The 20,455-nt window shown below is 41.1% G+C and carries 22 protein-coding genes; 12 read left to right on the top strand and 10 right to left on the bottom strand.

Annotation, left to right across the window (positions count from 1 at the left end; translation table 11 throughout):
* Nucleotides 1-39 precede the first annotated feature (39 nt).
* From PSF67_RS12125 to PSF67_RS12115, 3 genes are all read left to right on the top strand, one after another.
* Nucleotides 40-1,041, top strand: a complete 1,002-nt coding sequence (locus tag PSF67_RS12125) for an NAD-dependent epimerase (protein WP_102140576.1) — start codon at nt 40-42, stop codon at nt 1,039-1,041.
* A gap of 44 nt (nt 1,042-1,085) precedes the next feature.
* Nucleotides 1,086-2,252 (top strand): nucleotide sugar dehydrogenase, encoded by a 1,167-nt coding sequence (locus tag PSF67_RS12120; RefSeq protein WP_272677000.1) that lies wholly within the window; start codon nt 1,086-1,088, stop codon nt 2,250-2,252.
* Between the two features lie 189 nt (nt 2,253-2,441).
* On the top strand, nt 2,442-3,146 hold the full coding sequence (locus PSF67_RS12115) for a lipopolysaccharide core heptose(II) kinase RfaY (protein WP_102140572.1): 705 nt from the start codon (nt 2,442-2,444) through the stop codon (nt 3,144-3,146).
* A 67-nt stretch (nt 3,147-3,213) separates the two neighbouring features.
* Here the strand turns inward: PSF67_RS12115 and thiM are convergent, their stop codons facing one another.
* Both thiM and PSF67_RS12105 read right to left on the bottom strand, forming a co-directional pair.
* Nucleotides 3,214-3,984, bottom strand: coding sequence for a hydroxyethylthiazole kinase (gene thiM / locus PSF67_RS12110; RefSeq protein ID WP_272676999.1), 771 nt, complete (start codon nt 3,982-3,984; stop codon nt 3,214-3,216).
* A gap of 77 nt (nt 3,985-4,061) precedes the next feature.
* Nucleotides 4,062-5,156: an ROK family protein gene (locus PSF67_RS12105; protein ID WP_272676998.1), complete on the bottom strand. Its 1,095-nt coding sequence runs from the start codon at nt 5,154-5,156 to the stop codon at nt 4,062-4,064.
* 297 nt (nt 5,157-5,453) lie between these two features.
* Between PSF67_RS12105 and PSF67_RS12100 the strand changes: the two genes are divergently transcribed.
* The 3 genes from PSF67_RS12100 to PSF67_RS12090 all read left to right on the top strand — a co-directional run bounded on the left by PSF67_RS12100 (nt 5,454) and on the right by PSF67_RS12090 (nt 8,511).
* A complete protein-coding gene (locus tag PSF67_RS12100; RefSeq protein WP_272676997.1) occupies nt 5,454-6,272 on the top strand; it encodes a purine-nucleoside phosphorylase in 819 nt (272 codons plus the stop codon).
* 68 nt (nt 6,273-6,340) lie between these two features.
* Nucleotides 6,341-7,258, top strand: coding sequence for a DMT family transporter (locus tag PSF67_RS12095; protein WP_272676996.1), 918 nt, complete (start codon nt 6,341-6,343; stop codon nt 7,256-7,258).
* Nucleotides 7,255-8,511: a nucleoside permease gene (locus tag PSF67_RS12090; protein ID WP_272676995.1), complete on the top strand. Its 1,257-nt coding sequence runs from the start codon at nt 7,255-7,257 to the stop codon at nt 8,509-8,511. Before PSF67_RS12095 ends, PSF67_RS12090 begins: the two co-directional genes overlap by 4 nt.
* Nucleotides 8,512-8,586: 75 nt before the next feature.
* Here PSF67_RS12090 and PSF67_RS12085 read toward each other — a convergent pair whose 3' ends face one another.
* From PSF67_RS12085 to PSF67_RS12065, 5 genes are all read right to left on the bottom strand, one after another.
* Nucleotides 8,587-9,210, bottom strand: coding sequence for a GntR family transcriptional regulator (locus PSF67_RS12085; protein WP_102140566.1), 624 nt, complete (start codon nt 9,208-9,210; stop codon nt 8,587-8,589).
* Between the two features lie 161 nt (nt 9,211-9,371).
* Complete coding sequence (locus tag PSF67_RS12080) at nt 9,372-10,163, bottom strand: carbon-nitrogen hydrolase family protein (RefSeq protein ID WP_181489989.1); 792 nt, start codon at nt 10,161-10,163, stop codon at nt 9,372-9,374.
* A gap of 9 nt (nt 10,164-10,172) precedes the next feature.
* The gene (locus tag PSF67_RS12075) at nt 10,173-10,820 is read right to left on the bottom strand and encodes an RraA family protein (protein ID WP_272676994.1); all 648 of its coding nucleotides are present in this window, start codon (nt 10,818-10,820) and stop codon (nt 10,173-10,175) included.
* A gap of 44 nt (nt 10,821-10,864) precedes the next feature.
* On the bottom strand, nt 10,865-12,175 hold the full coding sequence (locus PSF67_RS12070) for an MFS transporter (protein WP_166267150.1): 1,311 nt from the start codon (nt 12,173-12,175) through the stop codon (nt 10,865-10,867).
* A gap of 499 nt (nt 12,176-12,674) precedes the next feature.
* Entirely contained in the window at nt 12,675-13,538 is an 864-nt protein-coding gene (locus tag PSF67_RS12065; protein WP_166267148.1) for a YicC/YloC family endoribonuclease, read from the bottom strand.
* 123 nt (nt 13,539-13,661) lie between these two features.
* Here PSF67_RS12065 and rph point away from each other — a divergent pair, with 123 nt between their 5' ends.
* The gene (gene rph, locus PSF67_RS12060) at nt 13,662-14,375 is read left to right on the top strand and encodes a ribonuclease PH (RefSeq protein ID WP_181489986.1); all 714 of its coding nucleotides are present in this window, start codon (nt 13,662-13,664) and stop codon (nt 14,373-14,375) included.
* A 112-nt stretch (nt 14,376-14,487) separates the two neighbouring features.
* Nucleotides 14,488-15,132, top strand: coding sequence for an orotate phosphoribosyltransferase (gene pyrE / locus PSF67_RS12055; protein WP_166267144.1), 645 nt, complete (start codon nt 14,488-14,490; stop codon nt 15,130-15,132).
* 50 nt (nt 15,133-15,182) lie between these two features.
* Here pyrE and slmA read toward each other — a convergent pair whose 3' ends face one another.
* The 3 genes from slmA to coaBC all read right to left on the bottom strand — a co-directional run bounded on the left by slmA (nt 15,183) and on the right by coaBC (nt 17,653).
* Complete coding sequence (gene slmA, locus PSF67_RS12050; RefSeq protein WP_004265112.1) at nt 15,183-15,782, bottom strand: nucleoid occlusion factor SlmA; 600 nt, start codon at nt 15,780-15,782, stop codon at nt 15,183-15,185.
* 217 nt (nt 15,783-15,999) lie between these two features.
* Nucleotides 16,000-16,455 (bottom strand): dUTP diphosphatase, encoded by a 456-nt coding sequence (gene dut, locus PSF67_RS12045; protein WP_166267142.1) that lies wholly within the window; start codon nt 16,453-16,455, stop codon nt 16,000-16,002.
* On the bottom strand, nt 16,442-17,653 hold the full coding sequence (gene coaBC / locus PSF67_RS12040; protein ID WP_272676993.1) for a bifunctional phosphopantothenoylcysteine decarboxylase/phosphopantothenate--cysteine ligase CoaBC: 1,212 nt from the start codon (nt 17,651-17,653) through the stop codon (nt 16,442-16,444). Before coaBC ends, dut begins: the two co-directional genes overlap by 14 nt.
* A 159-nt stretch (nt 17,654-17,812) precedes the next feature.
* On the opposite strand from coaBC, the gene radC reads away from it, so the two are divergent.
* The 4 genes from radC to rfaQ all read left to right on the top strand — a co-directional run bounded on the left by radC (nt 17,813) and on the right by rfaQ (nt 20,455).
* Nucleotides 17,813-18,502: a RadC family protein gene (radC, locus tag PSF67_RS12035; protein ID WP_430442488.1), complete on the top strand. Its 690-nt coding sequence runs from the start codon at nt 17,813-17,815 to the stop codon at nt 18,500-18,502.
* A 274-nt stretch (nt 18,503-18,776) separates the two neighbouring features.
* Nucleotides 18,777-19,013, top strand: a complete 237-nt coding sequence (gene rpmB, locus PSF67_RS12030; protein WP_004265123.1) for a 50S ribosomal protein L28 — start codon at nt 18,777-18,779, stop codon at nt 19,011-19,013.
* An 11-nt stretch (nt 19,014-19,024) separates the two neighbouring features.
* On the top strand, nt 19,025-19,192 hold the full coding sequence (rpmG, locus tag PSF67_RS12025; RefSeq protein ID WP_004265124.1) for a 50S ribosomal protein L33: 168 nt from the start codon (nt 19,025-19,027) through the stop codon (nt 19,190-19,192).
* A gap of 198 nt (nt 19,193-19,390) precedes the next feature.
* On the top strand, nt 19,391-20,455 hold the full coding sequence (gene rfaQ, locus PSF67_RS12020; protein WP_210848672.1) for a lipopolysaccharide core heptosyltransferase RfaQ: 1,065 nt from the start codon (nt 19,391-19,393) through the stop codon (nt 20,453-20,455).

Genomic DNA, 20,455 nt, shown 5'->3' with positions numbered 1-20,455 from the left:
TAGAGCTTTAGAATAGTTTAACGCTAGAAGACAATGAATATGAAATATTTGGTCACGGGAAGTGCAGGTTTTATTGGTTTTAAGCTTTGCCAACGTTTATTAGAGAATGGGCATGAGGTTGTCGGAATCGATAACTTAAATGCGTATTATGATCAGGGGCTTAAGCAATCCCGCTTACATTTACTGGAACAGTTTCCTTTATTTCGCTTTATTCATCTTGACCTTACTGATCGTGAAACTGTTCGGGTATTATGTACCCAAGAGCAATTTGACCGAGTCATTCACCTAGCGGCACAAGCGGGAGTCCGTTACTCATTGGAAAACCCATTTGCTTATGCAGATAGTAATTTGACCGGCCACCTCGCTATTCTAGAAGGCTGTCGCCAAGCAAAAGTAAAACATTTGGTCTACGCCTCTTCAAGTTCGGTGTACGGCGTAACTGATAAGACGCCATTTACCACTGACATGGCAACTGATCACCCGATTTCCCTCTATGCGGCGACAAAGAAAGCCAATGAATTAATGGCGCACTCCTATTCACATTTATACCAGCTACCGACCACAGGACTGCGCTTTTTTACAGTGTATGGCCCTTGGGGCCGCCCAGATATGGCTCTATTTAAATTCACCAAAGCTATTTTGGCGGGCGAGCCTATTGATGTCTATAATAACGGCAATCTCAGTCGTGATTTCACTTTTGTTGATGATATTGTCGAAGGTGTGATCCGTATTTCAGATATAATTCCACAAGCAAACCCGAATAATCATTCGGCATCACCGGCAGAAAGCAGCGCGCCATATCGAATCTATAATATTGGTAATGGGCAGCCCGTTAAGTTGATTGAATTTATTTCTGCATTGGAAAAGGCACTGGGTAAAGAAGCGATTAAAAACTTTTTACCGATGCAAGCGGGTGATGTGTACACCACTTGGGCAGATACGGAAGACTTGTTTAATGTGACAGGTTATCGCCCACAAGTTTCTATTGAACAGGGTGTTCAGGCATTTGTTGATTGGTACCGTTCTTATTATCATCAATAATATCAATAAGCTGTAACATCTTTAGCAGGATTTGAGAGGCAAGTTTGAAAATAGCAATCGCAGGAACCGGCTACGTTGGCCTATCTAACGCCATGTTGCTGTCACAACACCACGAAGTGGTTGCGGTGGACATCATCCCTGAAAAAGTGGCGATGTTAAATAACCATCAATCACCCATTGTTGATGCTGAAATTGAGCAGTTTTTAACGGAAAAGACCCTCAATTTTCGCGCAACAGAAGATAAAACTGAGGCCTATACAGGGGCTCAATATGTGATTGTGGCGACACCAACCGACTATGACCCAAAAACCAATTACTTTAATACTCAATCGGTTGAGTCTGTTATTCATGATGTGAATACAATCAACCCTGAAGCGACGATTATCGTAAAATCCACTATCCCTGTGGGCTTTACTGCACGGTTACGTGAAGAATTTGGCTATACCAACGTAATTTTCTCTCCTGAGTTTTTACGTGAAGGCCGTGCCTTGTGGGATAACTTACATCCTTCCCGTATTGTGGTGGGAGAGCGTTCAGAGCGCGCGAAAATTTTTGCAGATTTGCTGCTGGAAGGTGCGATTAAAAAAGACGTTCCCGTGTTATTTACCGATGGCACCGAAGCCGAAGCGATAAAACTGTTTGCCAACACTTACTTAGCGATGCGTGTGGCGTACTTTAATGAGCTCGACACCTATGCAGAAAGCCGCGGTTTAAATGCACGCCAAATTATTGAAGGGGTCTCTTTAGACCCACGTATTGGCAGCCATTATAACAACCCCTCATTCGGTTACGGTGGTTATTGTTTACCGAAAGATACCAAACAGTTGCTGGCAAACTACGATGATGTGCCGAATAACTTGATTAACGCCATTGTGGAATCGAACCGTACCCGCAAAGACTTTATTTCCGATGCAATTATTGCTAAAGCACCGTGTAAAGTCGGTGTTTATCGCCTAGTGATGAAAGCAGGGTCAGACAACTTCCGCGCCTCTGCAGTGCAAGGCATCATGAAACGCATCAAGGCCAAAGGCATTGAAGTTGTCGTTTATGAACCCGTAATGAAAGAAACCGAATTTTTCCGTTCTAAAGTAGTCAATGACTTAGCGGAATTTAAAGCTCAATGCGATATCATCTTAGCAAATAGAATGGTACCTGAGATCGAAGATGTAGCCGATAAAGTCTATACCCGCGATTTATTTGGTAACGATTAAAACGCGTTTATGGGGTAGGTTGGCATCGTGCTAACCTACCTCTGTATATTAAGACCTAATAACCTTATCTATTTTGTGCCATAGTGCACAAGTTACCTATTTTTAAACGCTACTCTGCAACAATCGCTAAGAAATGTTGTTTGCCATTTGCTAGCATCCGTCAATTGATTAAAAATTGGCTATTTTGTTATGCAGAAAATCATAAAAAAACAAAGAGACGGTTTTATCACCTTTCAAAAAGAAGGTGAGATAGATTTTTGGCAAATTGTTAATGATTATATTGATGGGAAGATCACGGGTAAGAATTTAAGTAGCGGAAATATTGATAGAAGCGTTGCTCGCATTCAAGTTAATGGGCAAAATTTTATTATTAAATGTGAGAAAGAACGTGATAAGCGTTTTGAAAAACGGTTGATGCGTATTATTTCAGGCCCTTTTTATTCACAGTTATTAATGCGATTAGTCTCTGCTCAAAATAAAGGCTGTGTGGTAACCAATGACATCTATTTCGTTGCTGAAAAAATGGTCGGTCGTGAGTCAGTAGAAACATGGATTATTGCTGAGTATGTAGAAGGAACTGTTTTATCTGAAATTGATGATATCAAGCCTTACTATACAGAGATGAAAGCCATTATAAACCAATTACATAGATATGGTTTATCTTCTAATGATATCCATGCAGGGAATTTTGTTATAACCAATGAAGGGCTTAAGGTTATTGATTTATCAGACTATGGTAATTTTGCTATTTGCAAAGCGAATGATTTAATTGCATTACAGCGTTTTTACGATATCGAACCCGATAGTAAAAATTTTGCTTATCGATTTATTCGTTTCAGAGATAACTTCCGTCATTGGTCAAGAAAAGTAAGAGGGAAGAAAACTCGGCTCTAGCGTGTTATGCCAAGTTTTCATTACAATAAAGTTATCGAAACAGCAAAAACTATCGATCACAACAAAACTATTGATAAAGCGCATCTAAAAATTCAGGGATAAAACTGCCCGTCCCATGGCAACGCTGGGTTGCGGCTTCTCCGGCTTGTTTCATGATAGCGCAAGCCGCGGCAACATTCTGCAGCCTATCACCCGGTAGAGTGCAACATGCAGCAACCACCGCGGAAAGAGCGCATCCCGTACCGACCACTCGAGTCATTAAAATATGGCCGCCAGTAACCGCGAAGGTGCGTGTTCCATCAGTGATGTAATCCACTTCCCCGCTTATCGCAACAATTGTCTTAGCTTGTCTCGCTAATAATTGTGCTGCGGGAAGGGCGTCATCAGTGGAGTTAAGGGAATCAACGCCTCTGCCGCCAGCACTGCTTCCTGCCAATGCCATAATTTCAGAGGCATTACCGCGAATAGCAGCAGGCTTGAGAGCCAGCAATTCATGGCAAAAATGGGTGCGAAAGCTGAGTGCACCTGCGGCAACAGGGTCAAGTACCCAAGGTTTTTTCGCCTGCTCCGCACTGTTAACCGCACATTTCATCGCATATCGGCGCTCAGTGGTTAATGTGCCGACATTAATTAGTAAGCCATGGGCGATAGTGGCAAACTGCTCCGCTTCTTCAGGTTCAATGACCATGGCTGGGGAGCAGCCGAGTGCTAACAGGACATTGGCAGTGAAGGTCTGAACAACGTCGTTTGTCATGCAATGAACCAGAGGGGATTGAGATGCAAGTTGCTGTAGTACCAGTGATTTCGTCGTGTTGCTGATGTGTTCAAATTCTAACATGATCCCCTCATTGATAGTGATAGAGTATAGATTCGTTGATTTATTCTACACTCTATCCGCTTTAATGAAAGAATGGCTTAATCTGCGAGGTATTTCTCCATGACCATTCCTCCGGCTCCTTGAGCAACAATTTCGTATGAATCATTGGCGGGATAAATACGTGTCTTAATATGAGGAAAAATAGAGAGTTTTTCCTCAATAGACTTTTTGGTCATCTCAAAAAAGTGATTTTTAGGGGTTAGAGTTCCACCGCATACCACCACATCTGCTTGGGTAGTTAAGATAGCATTCGCGATGGCGATACCATAATAATAGGCCGCTTCGCCAAGTGCTTCGAGACACAAGGCATCGTTCAATGTAAGTGCTTGGAAAATAGTATGGTAACTAATTTCAGACTCATTATTAACTAATTCATTGATTATTGAGCTCTTACCCAATCTAAGTTGCTGGATCACGCGTGACTTAATCGCAGACAGTGAACTATATTGCTTTAAACAGCCAAATGACCCACATTCGCAGCGTTTGCCATTTATATCAATTGTCGTATGGCCAAAGGCTTGAGCAGTACTAATGGGAGCCGGAGCGTATTGGTTGTTGATGATGGTACAACTGCGAATATCAGTATCACAGGTTGTGAATAAAAACCGTTGGCTATCAGAAGTATAGCGTAAACGATACTCAGCAAAAGCGGCAAAACTAATCCCGCTCCCGAGTAATACAAAACAAGGGACTTTATTGGAAATATAGTCGTGAAGTTCTTTTATTCGTGAGTGATATTGATGATATGGCAGTTTATCACGTTCTAAAATATGGTCGATGGCGATTCCTATACCCAACAAACTTTTTACGTTAAGTCCATGTTCAGCTAATAAAACGTCTAATTTATTAAGCAGATGGTCCACCATGTTTTCTGCGGTTTCTAGGTGCTCATATTTCACTTTTACTATCCCTAAAATATCTAACTTTAGGTTTTGTAAAACAATCGTTGAGTATATATCACTCATTTCAATGCCAATCAGGTAACCATCCGCAGCATTAATGCTGTAGAGGATAGGTTTACGACCTCCTGTCGACTCCCCGAGTTCAGAGGTCGAAATTAAGTGGTTTTTTCCCAGTTCATCAAGTAACCGAGCGCAAGTTGCAGGTTTCATGCTGGCAAGTGATGTCAGCATTTCTGCCCTAATGGGGCCGTGGTTTAAAATTAACCGGTAAAGAGTTTTTAGTTTTTGTGTTTTTGAATTTTTTGAGGTGCGAAATTCATTTAATAGTGTATGTAACAAGCGCCTCACTCCTTTTCATTCCGATTCTTGCGCTAAAGATTAGCAAATATACGCATAAGATTCTGCTTCTTGTGACACATCATAGCTAAAATCTTTTTCTTAAAATGAGATTAAGATCGCTGTTCTGTTTTTAAATTGCTTTATGATCGATTTTAACAATTTTTAGCCGATGTCAATTTGGAGACAACCATGCATCATACAAAAGATATTCTAGAAAGCTTGAGCTTTATTCAGTCTCGCACAGGTATTAAACCAACAGTGGGTATTATTTTAGGCTCAGGACTAGGCCCGTTCGCGGATACATTAGAAAATGCCGTCCATATTCCTTATAGTGAAATTCCACATTTTGCCAAATCTGAAGCCGTAGGGCATGCCAATGAATTGGTGATCGGCACTATCGCAGGTAAAAATGTGGTTGCCATGAAAGGCCGTTTTCACTACTACGAAGGCTTTTCCCTCGACCAAGTCACTTTCCCTGTGCGTTTGATGAAAGCATTGGGTGTCGAAAAATTGATTATCACCAACGCCTGCGGTGCAGTAAATACTGACTTCAACCCGGGTGACCTGATGATTATTACCGATCATATTAATTTAACGGCAAATAATCCATTGATGGGGCCAAACAACCCTGAATTAGGTGTTCGTTTCTTAGATGTTAGTGAGGTGTATAACAAAGAATTACGCCAAACAATCAAAGATGTAGCGTCTGAACAAGGTGTCTCGGTTCGTGAAGGTATTTATGCATGGTGGACTGGCCCAACGTATGAAACCCCTGCTGAAATTCGTATGATCAGAACCTTAGGCGCAGACGCTGTCGGTATGTCTACTGTGCCAGAAGCGCTAGTTGCCCACCATTCACAAATTAAAACCGTCGGTATTTCCTGTTTAACCAATATGGCTTGCGGTATTTTAGAGCAGCCACTTAGCCATGACGAAGTTATTGAAACAGCAGAAAAAGTTAAAGCGACTTTCTTGAAACTAGTGACTGGCGTGATTGCTCGTTTCTAGTTTTATAAGTTCTTTTTCTCAAAATAATATAAAGATGTCCATAACGCTAAAGTAAGGTGAATATTGAGATGAAATTTAAAGGTCTGATTTTAGTTTCTTTAGGCGCTTGTAGTTATGGCATTCTTTCAACGCTTGTGGTGTTGGCTTATCGTGCAGGGTATTCCTTGAATGATGTCATCGGTAGCCAGACAGTATTAGGTGCGATTTTACTGTGGTTTTTTGTTGTTACGGGTGCATTGGTAAAAAAAGCGCGCCTAGTATGGCCAACACGCAGGCAAGGCCTATTAATGTTACTCACTGGGACGACAACAGGGTTAACCGGGCTTTTGTATTATGCATCATTGCAGTATTTGTCTCCGGCACTTGGTGTTGTCTTATTTTTGCAATTTACATGGATGGGGGTTGCAATTAACGCATTTATTAGTCGCCAAATACCTCCCGTGATGATCATGGTATCTGTTGTGGTGATATTAATCGGAACAGTATTAGCGACAGGTTTGTTAAATAGTTCTGGGATCGTATTTCACTGGCTTGGTGTGTTATTAGGATTATGTGCAGCGTTATCAAATGCTATTCGTGTTTATGTCAGTGGTGCATTAGCGGTTAAAACAGATCCTATGATGCGTTCTGCAATCATGGTAACAGGAGGCGCAATTTTGACATCAATTGTCGTTCCGCCAACATTCTTACTGAGTGCATCAACGTTTCAATCTCTATTTTTCTCATATGGATTACCTCTGGCTTTCTTTGGTTCTTTCTTTGGCATGTGGATGTTTGCTAAAGGAACCCCGCTGATCGGTACCAGCTTAGCGACCATTGTTAGCTCAATGCAGCTGCCCGTCACGATTTTATTATCCGTGACAGTATTGCAGTTACCCCTTGAATTAATTCAGTTTGTTGGTGTTGCTGTCATCCTCATGGGTGTTGCCATTGCTGAGTTGAAAATAAAAACAAATAAATATAACTCCAAACGGAGCTTTGTATGAACATTAAATCCCGCTTGAAAATCATGCTTTTCCTGCAATATTTTGTTTGGGGAAGTTGGTTAGTCACACTCGGTTCCTACATGATGAAAACATTGAGTTTTTCAGGTGCAGAAGTCGGTATGGTGTATAGCTCAAAGGGTATTGCTGCCATTCTAATGCCCGGGCTTATCGGAATCATTGCAGATAAATATATTCCAGCAAATCGTTTATATATGATTTGCCATTTAATTGGGGCTGCTGCATTGTTTTATGCCGCAACAGTCACGAGTTCAACCGTTATGTTCTGGGTGATGTTAATTAATGCAATGGCCTTTATGCCAACGATTGCACTTTCAAATAGCATCAGCTACTCATCATTAAGCCAATATCAGCTCGACTCAGTGAGTAACTTCCCACCTATCCGGGTATTTGGTACGGTTGGCTTTATTGTTGCAATGTGGAGTATTAGCTTATTGAAATTTGAGCTAAGTAGTATGCAACTTTATATTGCAGGTGGTAGCTCATTACTTTTAGCGCTTTATTCATTAACTTTGCCAAAAATTGATGTGAATAAAAAAGCAATTTCAAGTAGTTGGATCAGTAAGCTCGGTTTAGACGCTTTAGTGTTATTCAAAAAGCCCATTATGGCAGTGTTTTTCTTATTCGCTATGTTACTTGGCGCAGTCTTACAAATTACTAATACGTTTGGTAACCCATTCTTGCATGACTTCGGTCTGAACCCGTTATACCAAGATAGCTTGGTGGTTCAGTATCCATCGATACTGTTATCGATTTCTCAGATGGCAGAAGTGTGTTTTATTTTAGCAATTCCATTTTTCTTGAAACGCTATGGCATTAAAACTGTCATGTTATTAAGCATGTTCGCATGGACACTACGATTTGGCTTCTTTGCATTTGGTGACCCGTCTGCCATCGGGCTGATGTTCTTGATCATGTCGATGATTGTTTATGGCTGCGCATTTGATTTCTTTAATATTTCAGGTTCCATCTTTATTGAAAGAGAAGTGGATACGCGTATGCGCGCGAGTGCCCAGGGCTTATTTATGACGATGGTTAACGGTGTTGGTGCCTATTTCGGTGCGATACTTAGTGGGTTGGTTGTCGACTATTATACGGTGGATGGTATTAAAGATTGGCAAATGATTTGGTTAGTTTTTGCTTCTTATACCGTAGTCTTAGCAATAATTTTCCAATTTACGTTCCATTATCACCACGATAAAGACGAAGCATTGAAAGAAGCCAAATCTAGCTAAGATAAGTCGTTAGAAATAACATTCAATTTAAGGGAAAACCATCAATTTGGTTTTCTCTTTTTTTGGGTTTTAACGCTAAACATAATTACGTTTGCCGCGCAAAATATGCTCAGTTAGCGTTTCTTCCGCAAGGGTAAATTCTTTTGCTTTGAGTTGTTCAATTAATTGCTGATGTTGGCGTGTAGACTCATAATAATATTCATTGCGATAAATAGGGTCAGGCTGAAAATAGACTCGCTGGCGAATATTATCCGCTAAATCTAAGAAAACCGAGTTATCCAGTAATTCCAAGAAGAAACGGTGGAATCGTTCATCTTCTTTTATCCAACCTTGATAGTCATTTCCCTTCAATAATTCATCTTGCCGTTCAATAATAGCCTTTAAGATAGAAAAATGTTCATCAGTTAAATATTCACGAACTAATTTAATTGCATGGGATTCAATTGCTAAGCGTAAATCATAATTATCTCTGGTCTCTTTTAACGATAGTTTCTGAATAAAAACACCTTTACGAGGGATAATTTTGACTAAGCCTTCATTCTGTAATTGATATAAGGCTTCGCGAATTGGAGTACGACTCATACCGAGTTCCTCAACTAAGCTATTTTCAGAGGTATAACTTTCCTCTCCAAATTGCTTACTGAGAATTTTATGTTTAATTGCAGTATAGGCTTGTTGGCTTAGTGGTTTATCTTTCATCAGGATCTTGTGTTAACAATAGAAATTTTAGTGAGTATAGAAAGGAATAGATTGGTATACAAGTAATACACTAGTTTTATATTATTTAGGATGTTGTTAAATTTTGGTGGGTAATTGAACTTAACTTGTTGAATAAACCGGCATCCTTGCCAGTTTCTAGACTAATACAACTCAGGACGTCGGTTTTGCATACAAGGTAATTTCTCTCGTGTCTCTGCGGTATGCTGTGTTGATATTTCAGCAAAAAATAGTGTCTCATCGTAGCCAGCAGATGCGATAGTTACGCCAAGTGCATCACAAACAAGGCTGCGACCAATAAAAATATTACCAGTTTGGTCGCATGCGCAAACAGGGATCGTGTTCTCCAAAGCGCGTGCTTTAACTAATGTTTGGTAATGCTCTTCTTTTAGTGGCCCGCTTACCCATGCTGTGGGAACGAGTATAAGGTCAGCGCCAGCTAAGGTTAGTTTTCGAGCAACTTCAGGGAAACGCAGTTCATAACAGACTAAAACGCCAATTTTGCCAAATTCAGTTTCCACAGGTTTTAATTCATTATTACTTTGAATGATATTAAGGGATTCCTGATATGAAAAGGCATCGTATAGGTGGGTTTTTTGGTAGTGATAGATAAGCTCACCTTGGCGGTTCAACATAATTGTCGTGTTGAATGCTCTTTTCGGCTCATTCGGGGCACTTTCATAAATTCCACAAGTCACATAAATACCGCATTGTTGAGCAGTTTTTGCCAACTGAGAGACAAAAGGGCCATCAACAGCTTCTGCGACATCAGCATAGCTAATACCACTATCCGCTGGAACAAAAGCCATAAACATTTCCGGCAATAGGACGAGGTCGGCACCACCTTGAGCGGCTTTTTGTATAGCTTCGCATGCTTTTTTTAAATTTTGAGCTTTATCTGGACTACTGGCTAGCTGAGCAATTGCAATCTTCATAGAGTCTCCTTATTCAAAAAATTTCGCAGCACCTGAAATTGCCGCTAATGTTTCACCAGCATCAATGCGCTTTTTAACATCAATTTCAGCATGTTGAGCATTAAGGGCTCGTTGGCGATACTCTTGCAGAGTCACTTCAGCAGCGACTAAAATGCCATCGCCATCTGCAATGATTAAATTACCAGGATGGATCGTTACGCCGTCTATACTAATCGGCACATTAATTGCGCCTTCAATACCTAAAATTCGCGTTGTTAACGGGCTCACTTTACGTGCATAAATAGGAACGCCAATCTCACGTAATGCTTTGATATCGGTGACACAACCATCAATAACCGCGCCGGCAATTTTCTTTGCCCGTGCCATATAAGAAACCATCTCGCCCCAACAAGCGCGATCATAATCCCCTGACATATCGATACAGACAACGTCGCCTTCTTGCACGATGTCGAACACCTTATGTACAGCAGATGAGTCCATATGTGGAATACGTACTGTTACAGCATTACCAATAAATTGGCATTGTTCAATTTGTGGGCGTAATGTTTTGAGAAAACCGAAGTCAGTCATATGTCCGATAGTTGACGGGCAAACATCACGGCAACTTTCGATAATTTCAGGGCTAAAACAGGCAACACGAGGATTTAATGTAAACATAGGGACACCTTTATTTATTGAATATAATGTGCTTTGGGTGAAAATTAGTCAGGGTTAACAGCAGCTGCTAAAGGTTTATCTGGCTGAATAAAAAACCAGCAAATAATCGCTAAACTGATAGGTATCACATTGAAAAGTAAAGCGACGGTCCAACCAAAATGCTGTGCAAGCCAGCCACATAGAATGGGGGAAATAACACCACCGAGATTGCCCCATAAATTCATCCATCCACTGACAGAGCCTGCATATTGGCGGCCCTTATCCGCAGCGATTGCCCAAGAGGTCACAACTGGCAATCCTAGAGAACCGAGTGCGAGGGTGAGCCATGCAACACTTGCAATGGCACTTTCAGTTTGAGCCGCACCGCAAATACCCACGATAAATAGAATAAAACCGGTAATGGCGATATATCCCCTCGCGACTAACTGTGAGTATCCTTTGTTGAGTAACCAATCAGAAATTGAACCTGCAGTGAGTACTGCGATACAAATTGCTAACCAAGGAAAGCTGGCAGCAATACCCATTTCGGTTAATGAGAAGCCACGAGCCTCTTGTAAGTAGGTGGGGAGCCAAATCATAAATAAGGTGGTCATATAGGCGACAAAAAAGTATTGGAAACCAACCGCCCAGAACGGACGTTCTTTCATAAATTTGCGCCAAGGGGCTTTAACATCAGCACCGCCTTGCTCACTAATTGTTCGGCCTCCTTGGATAAACGCAATTTCACTTTGAGAAATTTTAGGATGTTGTTCAGGTTTATTTCTGGCAAAGAAATACCAAACCATACCGATAAGAATACCAATCACACCGAAGATATAGAAAACGGCATGCCACCCGAATGAAATCATAATAAATACGGTAAGGGTAGGGGCAATCACAGGCCCAAAATAGGAACCAGCAAGTAAGAAACTAGCTGCCCGTGCCTTTTCATTTTGGCGAAACCACCATGTATTAAAGACGGCATTTGCAGGGTAGAGCGGCGCTTCTCCAACACCAAATAGGAAGCGTACGATGCATAACCAAATATAGGTAGGGGCAACGACCGTTAATATTGTGAATGCGGACCAAATGTAAAGGCTAATAGTTGCGATAAGCCTGCTACCAAACCGTTCTGCAAGTATGCCGCTTGGAATTTGGGCAAGCGCATAGCCAAGTGAAAATAGCGCACCCAAAAAGCCAAATTGAACTTTGCTCATTCCTAAATCGGTCATCATATGTTCGGCAACAATGGAAATATTTGCGCGGTCCATATATGCAATCAAACCGATAATAAAAAATATTGCTGCTAATCCCCAACGTAAACGCCCTGGTGAGTCTTTTGTTGCTGGTGTTACAACAGAATCATTATGTGACATAGAGTTACCTTTTTATTGGTTTGTCGAGGTAATCAACCTTATTGTATTTATATTGAATTCAACTTGTATACAAGATGGATGTTAATAAGCAGTTATTGTGGTGTCAAAGATCTGTTTTGTTATCTGTGATTGAACTCAAAACATTTGATTGATTTATGAGCGAGATCTTATTTTTGGAAAAAACAGGGAGGAAATTAAATTTACGATTAAAAATCAAGTTGTTATGTGATTTTTGTAGGGGTTGATTTAATCGATATTATTCATTATTTGGAAAAGTATAATTAATACTGTGGCAGTAGTTCATTTTTCTCCTAATACTGCTTGGGTAAAAAAATTTTAATATCTTCGAAGGGTTATTGTGGAATATAAGCCCAAAGTTCATGAAAATTGGTACCTATTTCGAGTTAGTTTGAAGATCTTTTCAAAGAGAAAAGCCAAACGATCAATAAGATTACTTCATCGGTTGGCTTCTTTATAGATTAAAACCGTTACAGAGTGATTATTCGATGTTCTGAATTTGTTCTCTCATTTGTTCGATTAATACTTTGAGTTCAACTGCTGAAGTTGTGACTTCGCTATTAATTGATTTTGACGCTAATGTATTTGCTTCACGGTTAAATTCTTGCATCATAAAGTCAAGACGGCGACCAGTTGCCTCTTTTTTCTTCAAGATATTACGTGTTTCTTTAACGTGTGCTTCTAAGCGATCTAATTCTTCTGCAACATCAACACGTTGCGCTAATAAAATAAGCTCTTGCTCTAAGCGGTTGTTATCCACTTGGATTTCAGCCTCTTCTAACTTGTTTTGTAAGCGTTCACGTTGCCATTGTAGAATTTCTGGCATGTGTTGACGTACTTTGGCGACTTCAACTAAGACGCCATCAAGGCGCTGTTCGATGAGCGCATGCAATGAAGCACCCTCAGCTTCACGGCTTTGAATGAAAGCATCAATCGCTTCATCTAAACCCGCCATTAATTGTTCGCTGATGACATCTAAATCTTGTTCGCCAGCTGACATCACTCCAGGCCAACGCAAAATTTCTAATGGGTTGATTTCACCTTCATGGCTGTAATTTTTAACCCAATTCGCTGCACTGATTAACTGGCGTGCTAATTGCTCATTTAGGATTAATTCACCACGATTTGCACCGTCTAACTCAAAGCGTAGACTACACTCCACCTTTCCACGTGTTAAGCGAGAACGCAGGCGCTCACGAATGACGGGCTCAAGGCTTCTAAATTGCTCAGGTAAGCGAATATACGTTTCTAAATAACGTTGGTTTACGGAACGCAGCTCCCAGGCCGCATTCCCCCATTCACCCTTGATATCCCGACGGGCAAAAGCGGTCATACTACGGATCATAATTCGTTCCCATTATCGTAAAAATTTAGGGGATTATAACGCTATGCAGGATGACAGGATAGGCATTATCGCTTGAACAACGTATAATGCGTCCCAATTTGAGTTGATAATGGAGATAACACCATGCGCCCAGCAGATAGACAAGCAGACCAAATGCGCCCGATTACCATCACGCGCAACTATACTAAGCATGCAGAAGGCTCTGTTCTTATTGAGTTTGGCGACACGAAGGTGTTATGTAATGCAACTGTTGAAGAAGGCGTTCCTCGCTTTTTAAAAGGGCAGGGGCAAGGTTGGGTTACTGCGGAATACGGCATGTTACCGCGTGCAACAAACTCACGTAATCAACGTGAAGCTGCGCGAGGCAAACAGACGGGTCGTACGATGGAAATCCAACGGTTAATTGCACGCTCTTTGCGTGCCGCGGTTGACCTTAAAAAATTAGGTGAGTACACAATTACTTTAGACTGTGATGTTATCCAAGCGGATGGCGGCACGCGTACAGCAGCGATTTCTGGTGCATGCGTAGCGCTAGTTGACGCACTGAATAACATGGTTGAGCAAGGTAAAATTGCAAAAAGCCCACTAAAATCAATGGTCGCTGCCGTCTCTGTTGGAATTGTCAATCAAGACGCTCTATGTGACCTTGAATATGTTGAAGATTCTGCGGCTGAAACTGATATGAATGTTGTCATGATGGATGATGGCCGAATGATTGAAGTGCAGGGCACAGCAGAAGGCGAACCATTTAGTCATGAAGAGCTATTGGCCCTACTGGCGTTAGCTAAAACAGGTTTAAATACCATTTTTGAAGCTCAGCGAGAAGCGCTGAAGTAAGTTAATCATTAATTAGGCGGCTGAAAAGTCGCCTTTTTTATGCCTGCTGGTTCATCAATCAATTAGCCAGCCTTGAATATAGATAAATAATCATCAACGAGGAGAATGACCAATGAAAGCCTATCAGCGCGATTTTATCGAACTTGCCATGAAAAAACAGGTACTTAAATTTGGTGAGTTTACGCTGAAATCAGGTCGTAAAAGCCCTTATTTTTTCAATGCGGGGTTATTTAATACAGGGCGTGATCTGGCACTTGTCGGTCGTTTTTATGCACAAGCATTACAAGATAGTGCCATCGAGTGTGATGTCATATTTGGTCCAGCGTATAAAGGGATCCCAATCGCAACGACGACAGCAGTAGCGCTTTCTGAGCACCATGACATTGATATGCCATATTGTTTCAATCGCAAAGAAGCTAAAGACCATGGCGAGGGTGGTATGTTAGTCGGGAGTCCTTTGCAAGGGCGTGTTGTAGTCGTTGATGATGTCATTACTGCAGGAACGGCAATCCGTGAGTCAATGGAAATTATTAAACAACAACAAGCTACGTTGAACGGTGTTCTGCTATGCCTTGACCGCCAAGAAAAAGGGAAAGGTGAAATTTCAGCAGTACAAGAGGTTGAGCGTGACTATGGCTGTAAAGTTTACTCAATTATTACCATGAGCGATTTAATCACTTACCTCTCTGAGCAGGAAGGTATGCAGGAACATTTAGCGGCTATGAAGGCTTACCGTGAACAATACGGAATTGAATAAAAAAAAGCCCTCGCCCAATGATGGGCGGGGTGAGTAGTATAAATAATCGGTTATTGTAACTGAGCTAGAATTAAAGGCCAGCGTGATTCAAATTCGACGGTTGGCCGATAACGAAACTCAGAACGCACAAAACGAGAGAGCATTCCTTCACAAAAGGCTAGTAGCTGAGAAGCAAGTAGTGACTCATCATGAATAAACCCATGGCCATCACGTATTTTTTTCTCTTTTAGCACTTGCCGTAATTGTGATTCTATACGTTCAAATAATTGATTAATACGATCTTGCAGCCTATCTTGCTCAAACATCAGAGCATGGCCGGTCATTATGCGCGTTAGCCCAGGGTTTTTCTCGGAAAAACCCAGTATTAGGGCAAGTATTAGTTTAATTCTAATTATCGTATCTTTTTCATCACTTAATATCAGATTAATGCGCGAAACCAACGAGTCTTCAATAAACCCAATGAGGCTATCGAACATTTTCATTTTACTCGGAAAATGACGATACAGCGCAGCCTCTGAAACACCAACCGTAGCAGCAAGTTTTGCTGTTGTGATACGTTGGCTACCATCACTACTTTCTAACATTAACGCAAGAGCCTGTAAAATCTCATCACGCCTGTTACGTTTTTGTGTTGTCGCTTTTTCTGCCATGTCTAATAAGACCCCTGCTAAAACAGCAAAACAAACTATCCAAAATTTTGCTCTTAGTAAAGAGACTTACGAAGCAAAATGGATTTAAACAATATTTAAAATGTAAGTAATGTTGAGCAAGCTTCCTGAAAGAAAATATGCGGCTGATTGTTTTTATTCATAAAGATAGAACCTAATTCAGGTTCTATCTAGCATATTCGTTATCAGGATATTCTATTTATTGACGGCCAGAGTGGCCGAAACCGCCAGCCCCACGCTCTGTTGCGTCAAAGTCATTAACAATATTAAATTCAGCTTGAACAACTGGGACAAATACCATTTGCGCCATACGTTCACCAGGTTCAACGGTAAAAGCTTTGTCACTGCGGTTCCATACAGACACCATGAGTTGGCCTTGGTAATCCGAATCAATGAGACCAACTAAGTTACCAAGTACAACACCATGTTTATGACCTAAACCGGAGCGAGGTAAGATGACAGCAGCAAGACTTTCATCAGCAATGTGAATAGCTAAACCTGTTGGAATAAGCTCTGTTTGACCTGGTGCCAAATCAATTGGTGCATCAATGCATGCACGTAAATCTAAACCAGCAGAACCCGTGGTGGCATAGGCTGGTAGAGGAAATTCATTACCGATACGGCTATCAAGGATTTTTAGGTCAATTTTTTTCATAACGTTGAAGTATCTCGTCAAGTAAATAGTGGCTTAATTCATTTTTATTACAGTGAGGCAAACGGGTATCACCGTTGGCATCAAAAATATGTAACGCATTGTTATCGCTATTAAATCCGTTATCTGCTAGTGATACATCATTGGCACAAATAAGGTCGAGTTGTTTTTGTTGTCGTTTTTGGCGTGCATATTCTTCCACATTTTGGGTTTCAGCTGCAAACCCAACAACATATGGCCTATTGTGTTTTAGATTTCCAACACTCGCGACGATGTCTGGGTTTTTGATAAGTGTAATCGAAACTTCATCACCTTGTTTTTTTATTTTATTTTCAGCAATGTTTTTTGCTCGATAATCTGCAACTGCTGCGCAACCAATAAAAATATTTTGCGTTGAAATCGTTTTATGGACTTGTTCATACATTTCTAAGCCACTAATGACATCAACCCGGTTAACCCCTTCAGGTGTTCCAATATTTACAGGGCCCGCAATTAAAGTGACTTCTGCTCCACGTTGGCTAGCAGCCTTAGCAATGGCAAAACCCATCTTTCCCGAACTATGGTTACTGATAAAACGAACGGGGTCGAGTGCTTCCCGTGTTGGGCCCGCAGTGATCATTAATTTGATGCCTTGTAAGTCGAGTTTAGGGGTAAAAAACTCACTGGTTAGACGAACAATTTCTAGTGGGTCAATCATGCGACCTGGGCCAATATCACCACAAGCTTGGCTACCTGCGTCTGGCCCCCAAATCATACATTGGCGTTGTTGCAATTTGATTAAATTTTCTTGCGTTGCTTTTGCTCTGTACATTTGCTGGTTCATTGCCGGCACAAGTGCAACTGGTGCTGCGGAAGCAAGACAAACCGTTGTGAGCAAATCATTTGCCATTCCTGCACTGAGGCGAGCAATTAAATCCGCAGTAGCAGGCGCGAGAATAATAATATCCGCCCACTTAGCGAGCTCAATGTGGCCCATTGCGGCCTCTGCGGCTGGGTCGAGTAGGTCATCAGAAACAGGGTGCCCTGAAACGGCTTGTAAGGTTAAAGGTGTAATAAAGGCTTTTGCACCGTCAGTCATGACAATGCGCACAACTGCCCCTTTATCGCGTAAACGGCGGGTGAGTTCAGGGATCTTATAAGCGGCAATGCCCCCACTGATACCAATAACTATCTGCTTACCTAATAGTGATAGTTGATTCATTATTTTTATCCAATACGGTCAACATGGGTGGCATATTACCACAGAGAAGCTAGAGGTGGCGCGCTCGATTTTTCGTCACAGTACTATTTTTGCGAAGCGCTACGCAAACCCATATGCGAGGGGTTGTGAATGTTTTCTAGGCTAGATAAAAAAGGTGAAATGGATTTAGGGACAAAGAATATGATGAGTGAACATCTAGACTTACCACCAAGAGAAAAGCTACTTGCATACGGTGCGGCTGCGTTATCTGATGCTGAGCTACTTGCTATTTTTTTGCGTACAGGGAGCCAAGGTGAACCTGTCTTGCAACTTGCGAAGCGTTTAATACAGGAGTTTGGTTCGGTCTATTTGCTTTTACAAGCAGACTACGAAAAACTAAAACAATGTAAAGGAATGGGGAGCTGTAAATTTACCCAATTGCAGGCTGTCAGTGAGTTGGCTCGCCGTTTTTTCTCTGAACAGTTTTTACATGAAGATGTGATGACTGGGCCTGAGCAATTGAAAGCAAAGTTGCTGGATTTATTCGCAGGGCAAGAGCGCGAAGTCTTTGTCGTGATATTTTTAAATAATAAAAATCAGATTATTTGTCATGAGGAATTGTTTAAAGGTACTTTGAACAAAGTTGAAGTTCACCCCAGAGAAATCATTCGCTTTGCCATAAAAATGAATGCAAACGGGATTATACTTGCCCATAATCATCCATCTGGTAACCCAGAACCCAGCACCGCAGATAGGCAGGTGACAGAACGGATCCAGCGTGCTTGCGCTATTATGGGGATTAAACTACTTGACCATTTTGTCGTCGGACACAAGCAATGTGTGTCATTTGTAGAGCGAGGATGGTTATAAAATTATTTTTTTGTCTAAAAAATGACAACTTTCTTTGCGTTGGGCTTGAGTGAAAACGATGTAAAGCGTATACTACGCCACCTTTAAGGATCTTGGGTTTGGCGAGAAGGGCCTATCTCAGTAAATTTTTACGTTTTAGTAAAGTAAATCTTTATTTAGGTATCAACGGTTTTTTCAGTCAATGAAAGTTTGCTGAGATGGGCTCCTAAGCCTGACGAGGCGGCCATACCCAGAACAAAAAAGCTCGAGCTGATTAGATTTTTGGAGAATAGACATGTCACGAGTCTGCCAAGTTACTGGCAAGCGTCCAATGAGCGGCAACAACCGTTCACACGCATTAAACGCGACCAAACGTCGTTTTTTGCCAAACCTGCACTCTCACCGTTTCTGGGTTGAGTCTGAGAAACGTTTCGTAACACTGCGTGTATCTGCTAAAGGTATGCGTGTTATCGATAAAAAGGGTATTGATGCTGTTCTTGCTGAACTGCGTACCCGTGGTGAGAAGTACTAAGGAGCTAAAAAATGGCTAAAGGTATTCGCGAGAAAATCAAGCTAGTCTCTTCTGAAGGTACAGGTCATTTCTATACCACTACGAAGAACAAGCGCACAATGCCAGAAAAACTGGAACTGAAAAAATTCGATCCAGTTGTTCGTAAGCATGTGATCTACAAAGAAGCAAAAATCAAATAATTTTGCTTTCTGCGTTAAAAACTCAGCTTCGGCTGAGTTTTTTTTTATCTAAAATTTGGGTTGTCGCTGATATGTGCATTCGAAGCTATGACCATGATTATGAAAGTAGTAACATAGTAAGTATTCATTGAATTAATAATGATATTTGTTGTCGAATGACTATCGTCTTTTACATATAGACTTGACTAAGAGTGCCTGGTGAAAAAACAGTTTAAAAAAATTCTTGTGATCAAGATGAGGTTTCATGGGGACATGTTGCTGACAACACCGGTTATCAGCTCATTAAAACACCGATATCCTGATGCTGAAATTGATGTTTTACTTTATCAGGATACTATCCCCATTCTCTCTGAAAATGCTGAAATTAACGCGTTATACGGCATATCTGGGAAAAAAAGTGGTGGGCTGAGTAAAGCATGTAATTTTATTAAGTTGCTGCTAAAGCTGCGTAAAAATAAATATGATTTAGTTGTTAATCTAGCAGACCAATGGATGGTGAGTGTATTGGTTCGGGCTATTCCTGCTAGCACAAAAATTTCCCATCAGTTTGCCCATCGAGATTCTAAATATTGGCGTAACAGTTTTACGCATTTGACAGAGCCTGAGGGCGAGCATGTTGTTCTAAATAACTTATCAGTGCTCAAGCCGTTAGAAATAAAAGAACTAAAAACACATCTAACGATGGCTTATTCAGAGCAGGATTGGAAAAATATTGATGAAAGGCTGTTAAGACTGGGTGTTCATAGCAGTTATGTCGTTATTCAACCAACAGCACGCCAAACTTTTAAGTGCTGGGATAATGAAAAATTTTCAGCCGTCATCGATGCATTGCAATCTCGTGGCTATCAAGTAGTTTTAACTTCGGGGCCGAGTAAAGAAGATTTAGAATGTATCAATGAGATTGCAAATGGCTGCCAAACAAAGCCTGTTACTGAACTTGCAGGGAAAACTTCATTTCCTGAGCTAGGCGCATTGATTGCTCATGCCGCGTTATTCATTGGTGTTGATTCTGCACCAATGCACATTGCTGCAGCAGTCAATACACCCATTGTGTGCCTTTTTGGTGCGACAAATCATGTTTTTTGGCGGCCTTGGAGCGATAATAGCGTGCAATTTTGGGCGGGAGACTATGAACCCATGCCGCCGCGAAATGAACTTGATCGCAGTAAAAAATATTTATCTATTGTCCCTGCATCCGATGTAATTAAAGCAACAGAGAAAATGTTGCCGATGAATATTCGCTCTATGATGACAAGGTATTAA

Source organism: Providencia sp. PROV076 (assembly GCF_028483405.1).
Lineage (GTDB): Bacteria > Pseudomonadota > Gammaproteobacteria > Enterobacterales > Enterobacteriaceae > Providencia > Providencia huaxiensis.
Note: the sequence above shows the minus strand (reverse complement) of the source record. Positions and strands in the feature narration are given on the sequence as shown.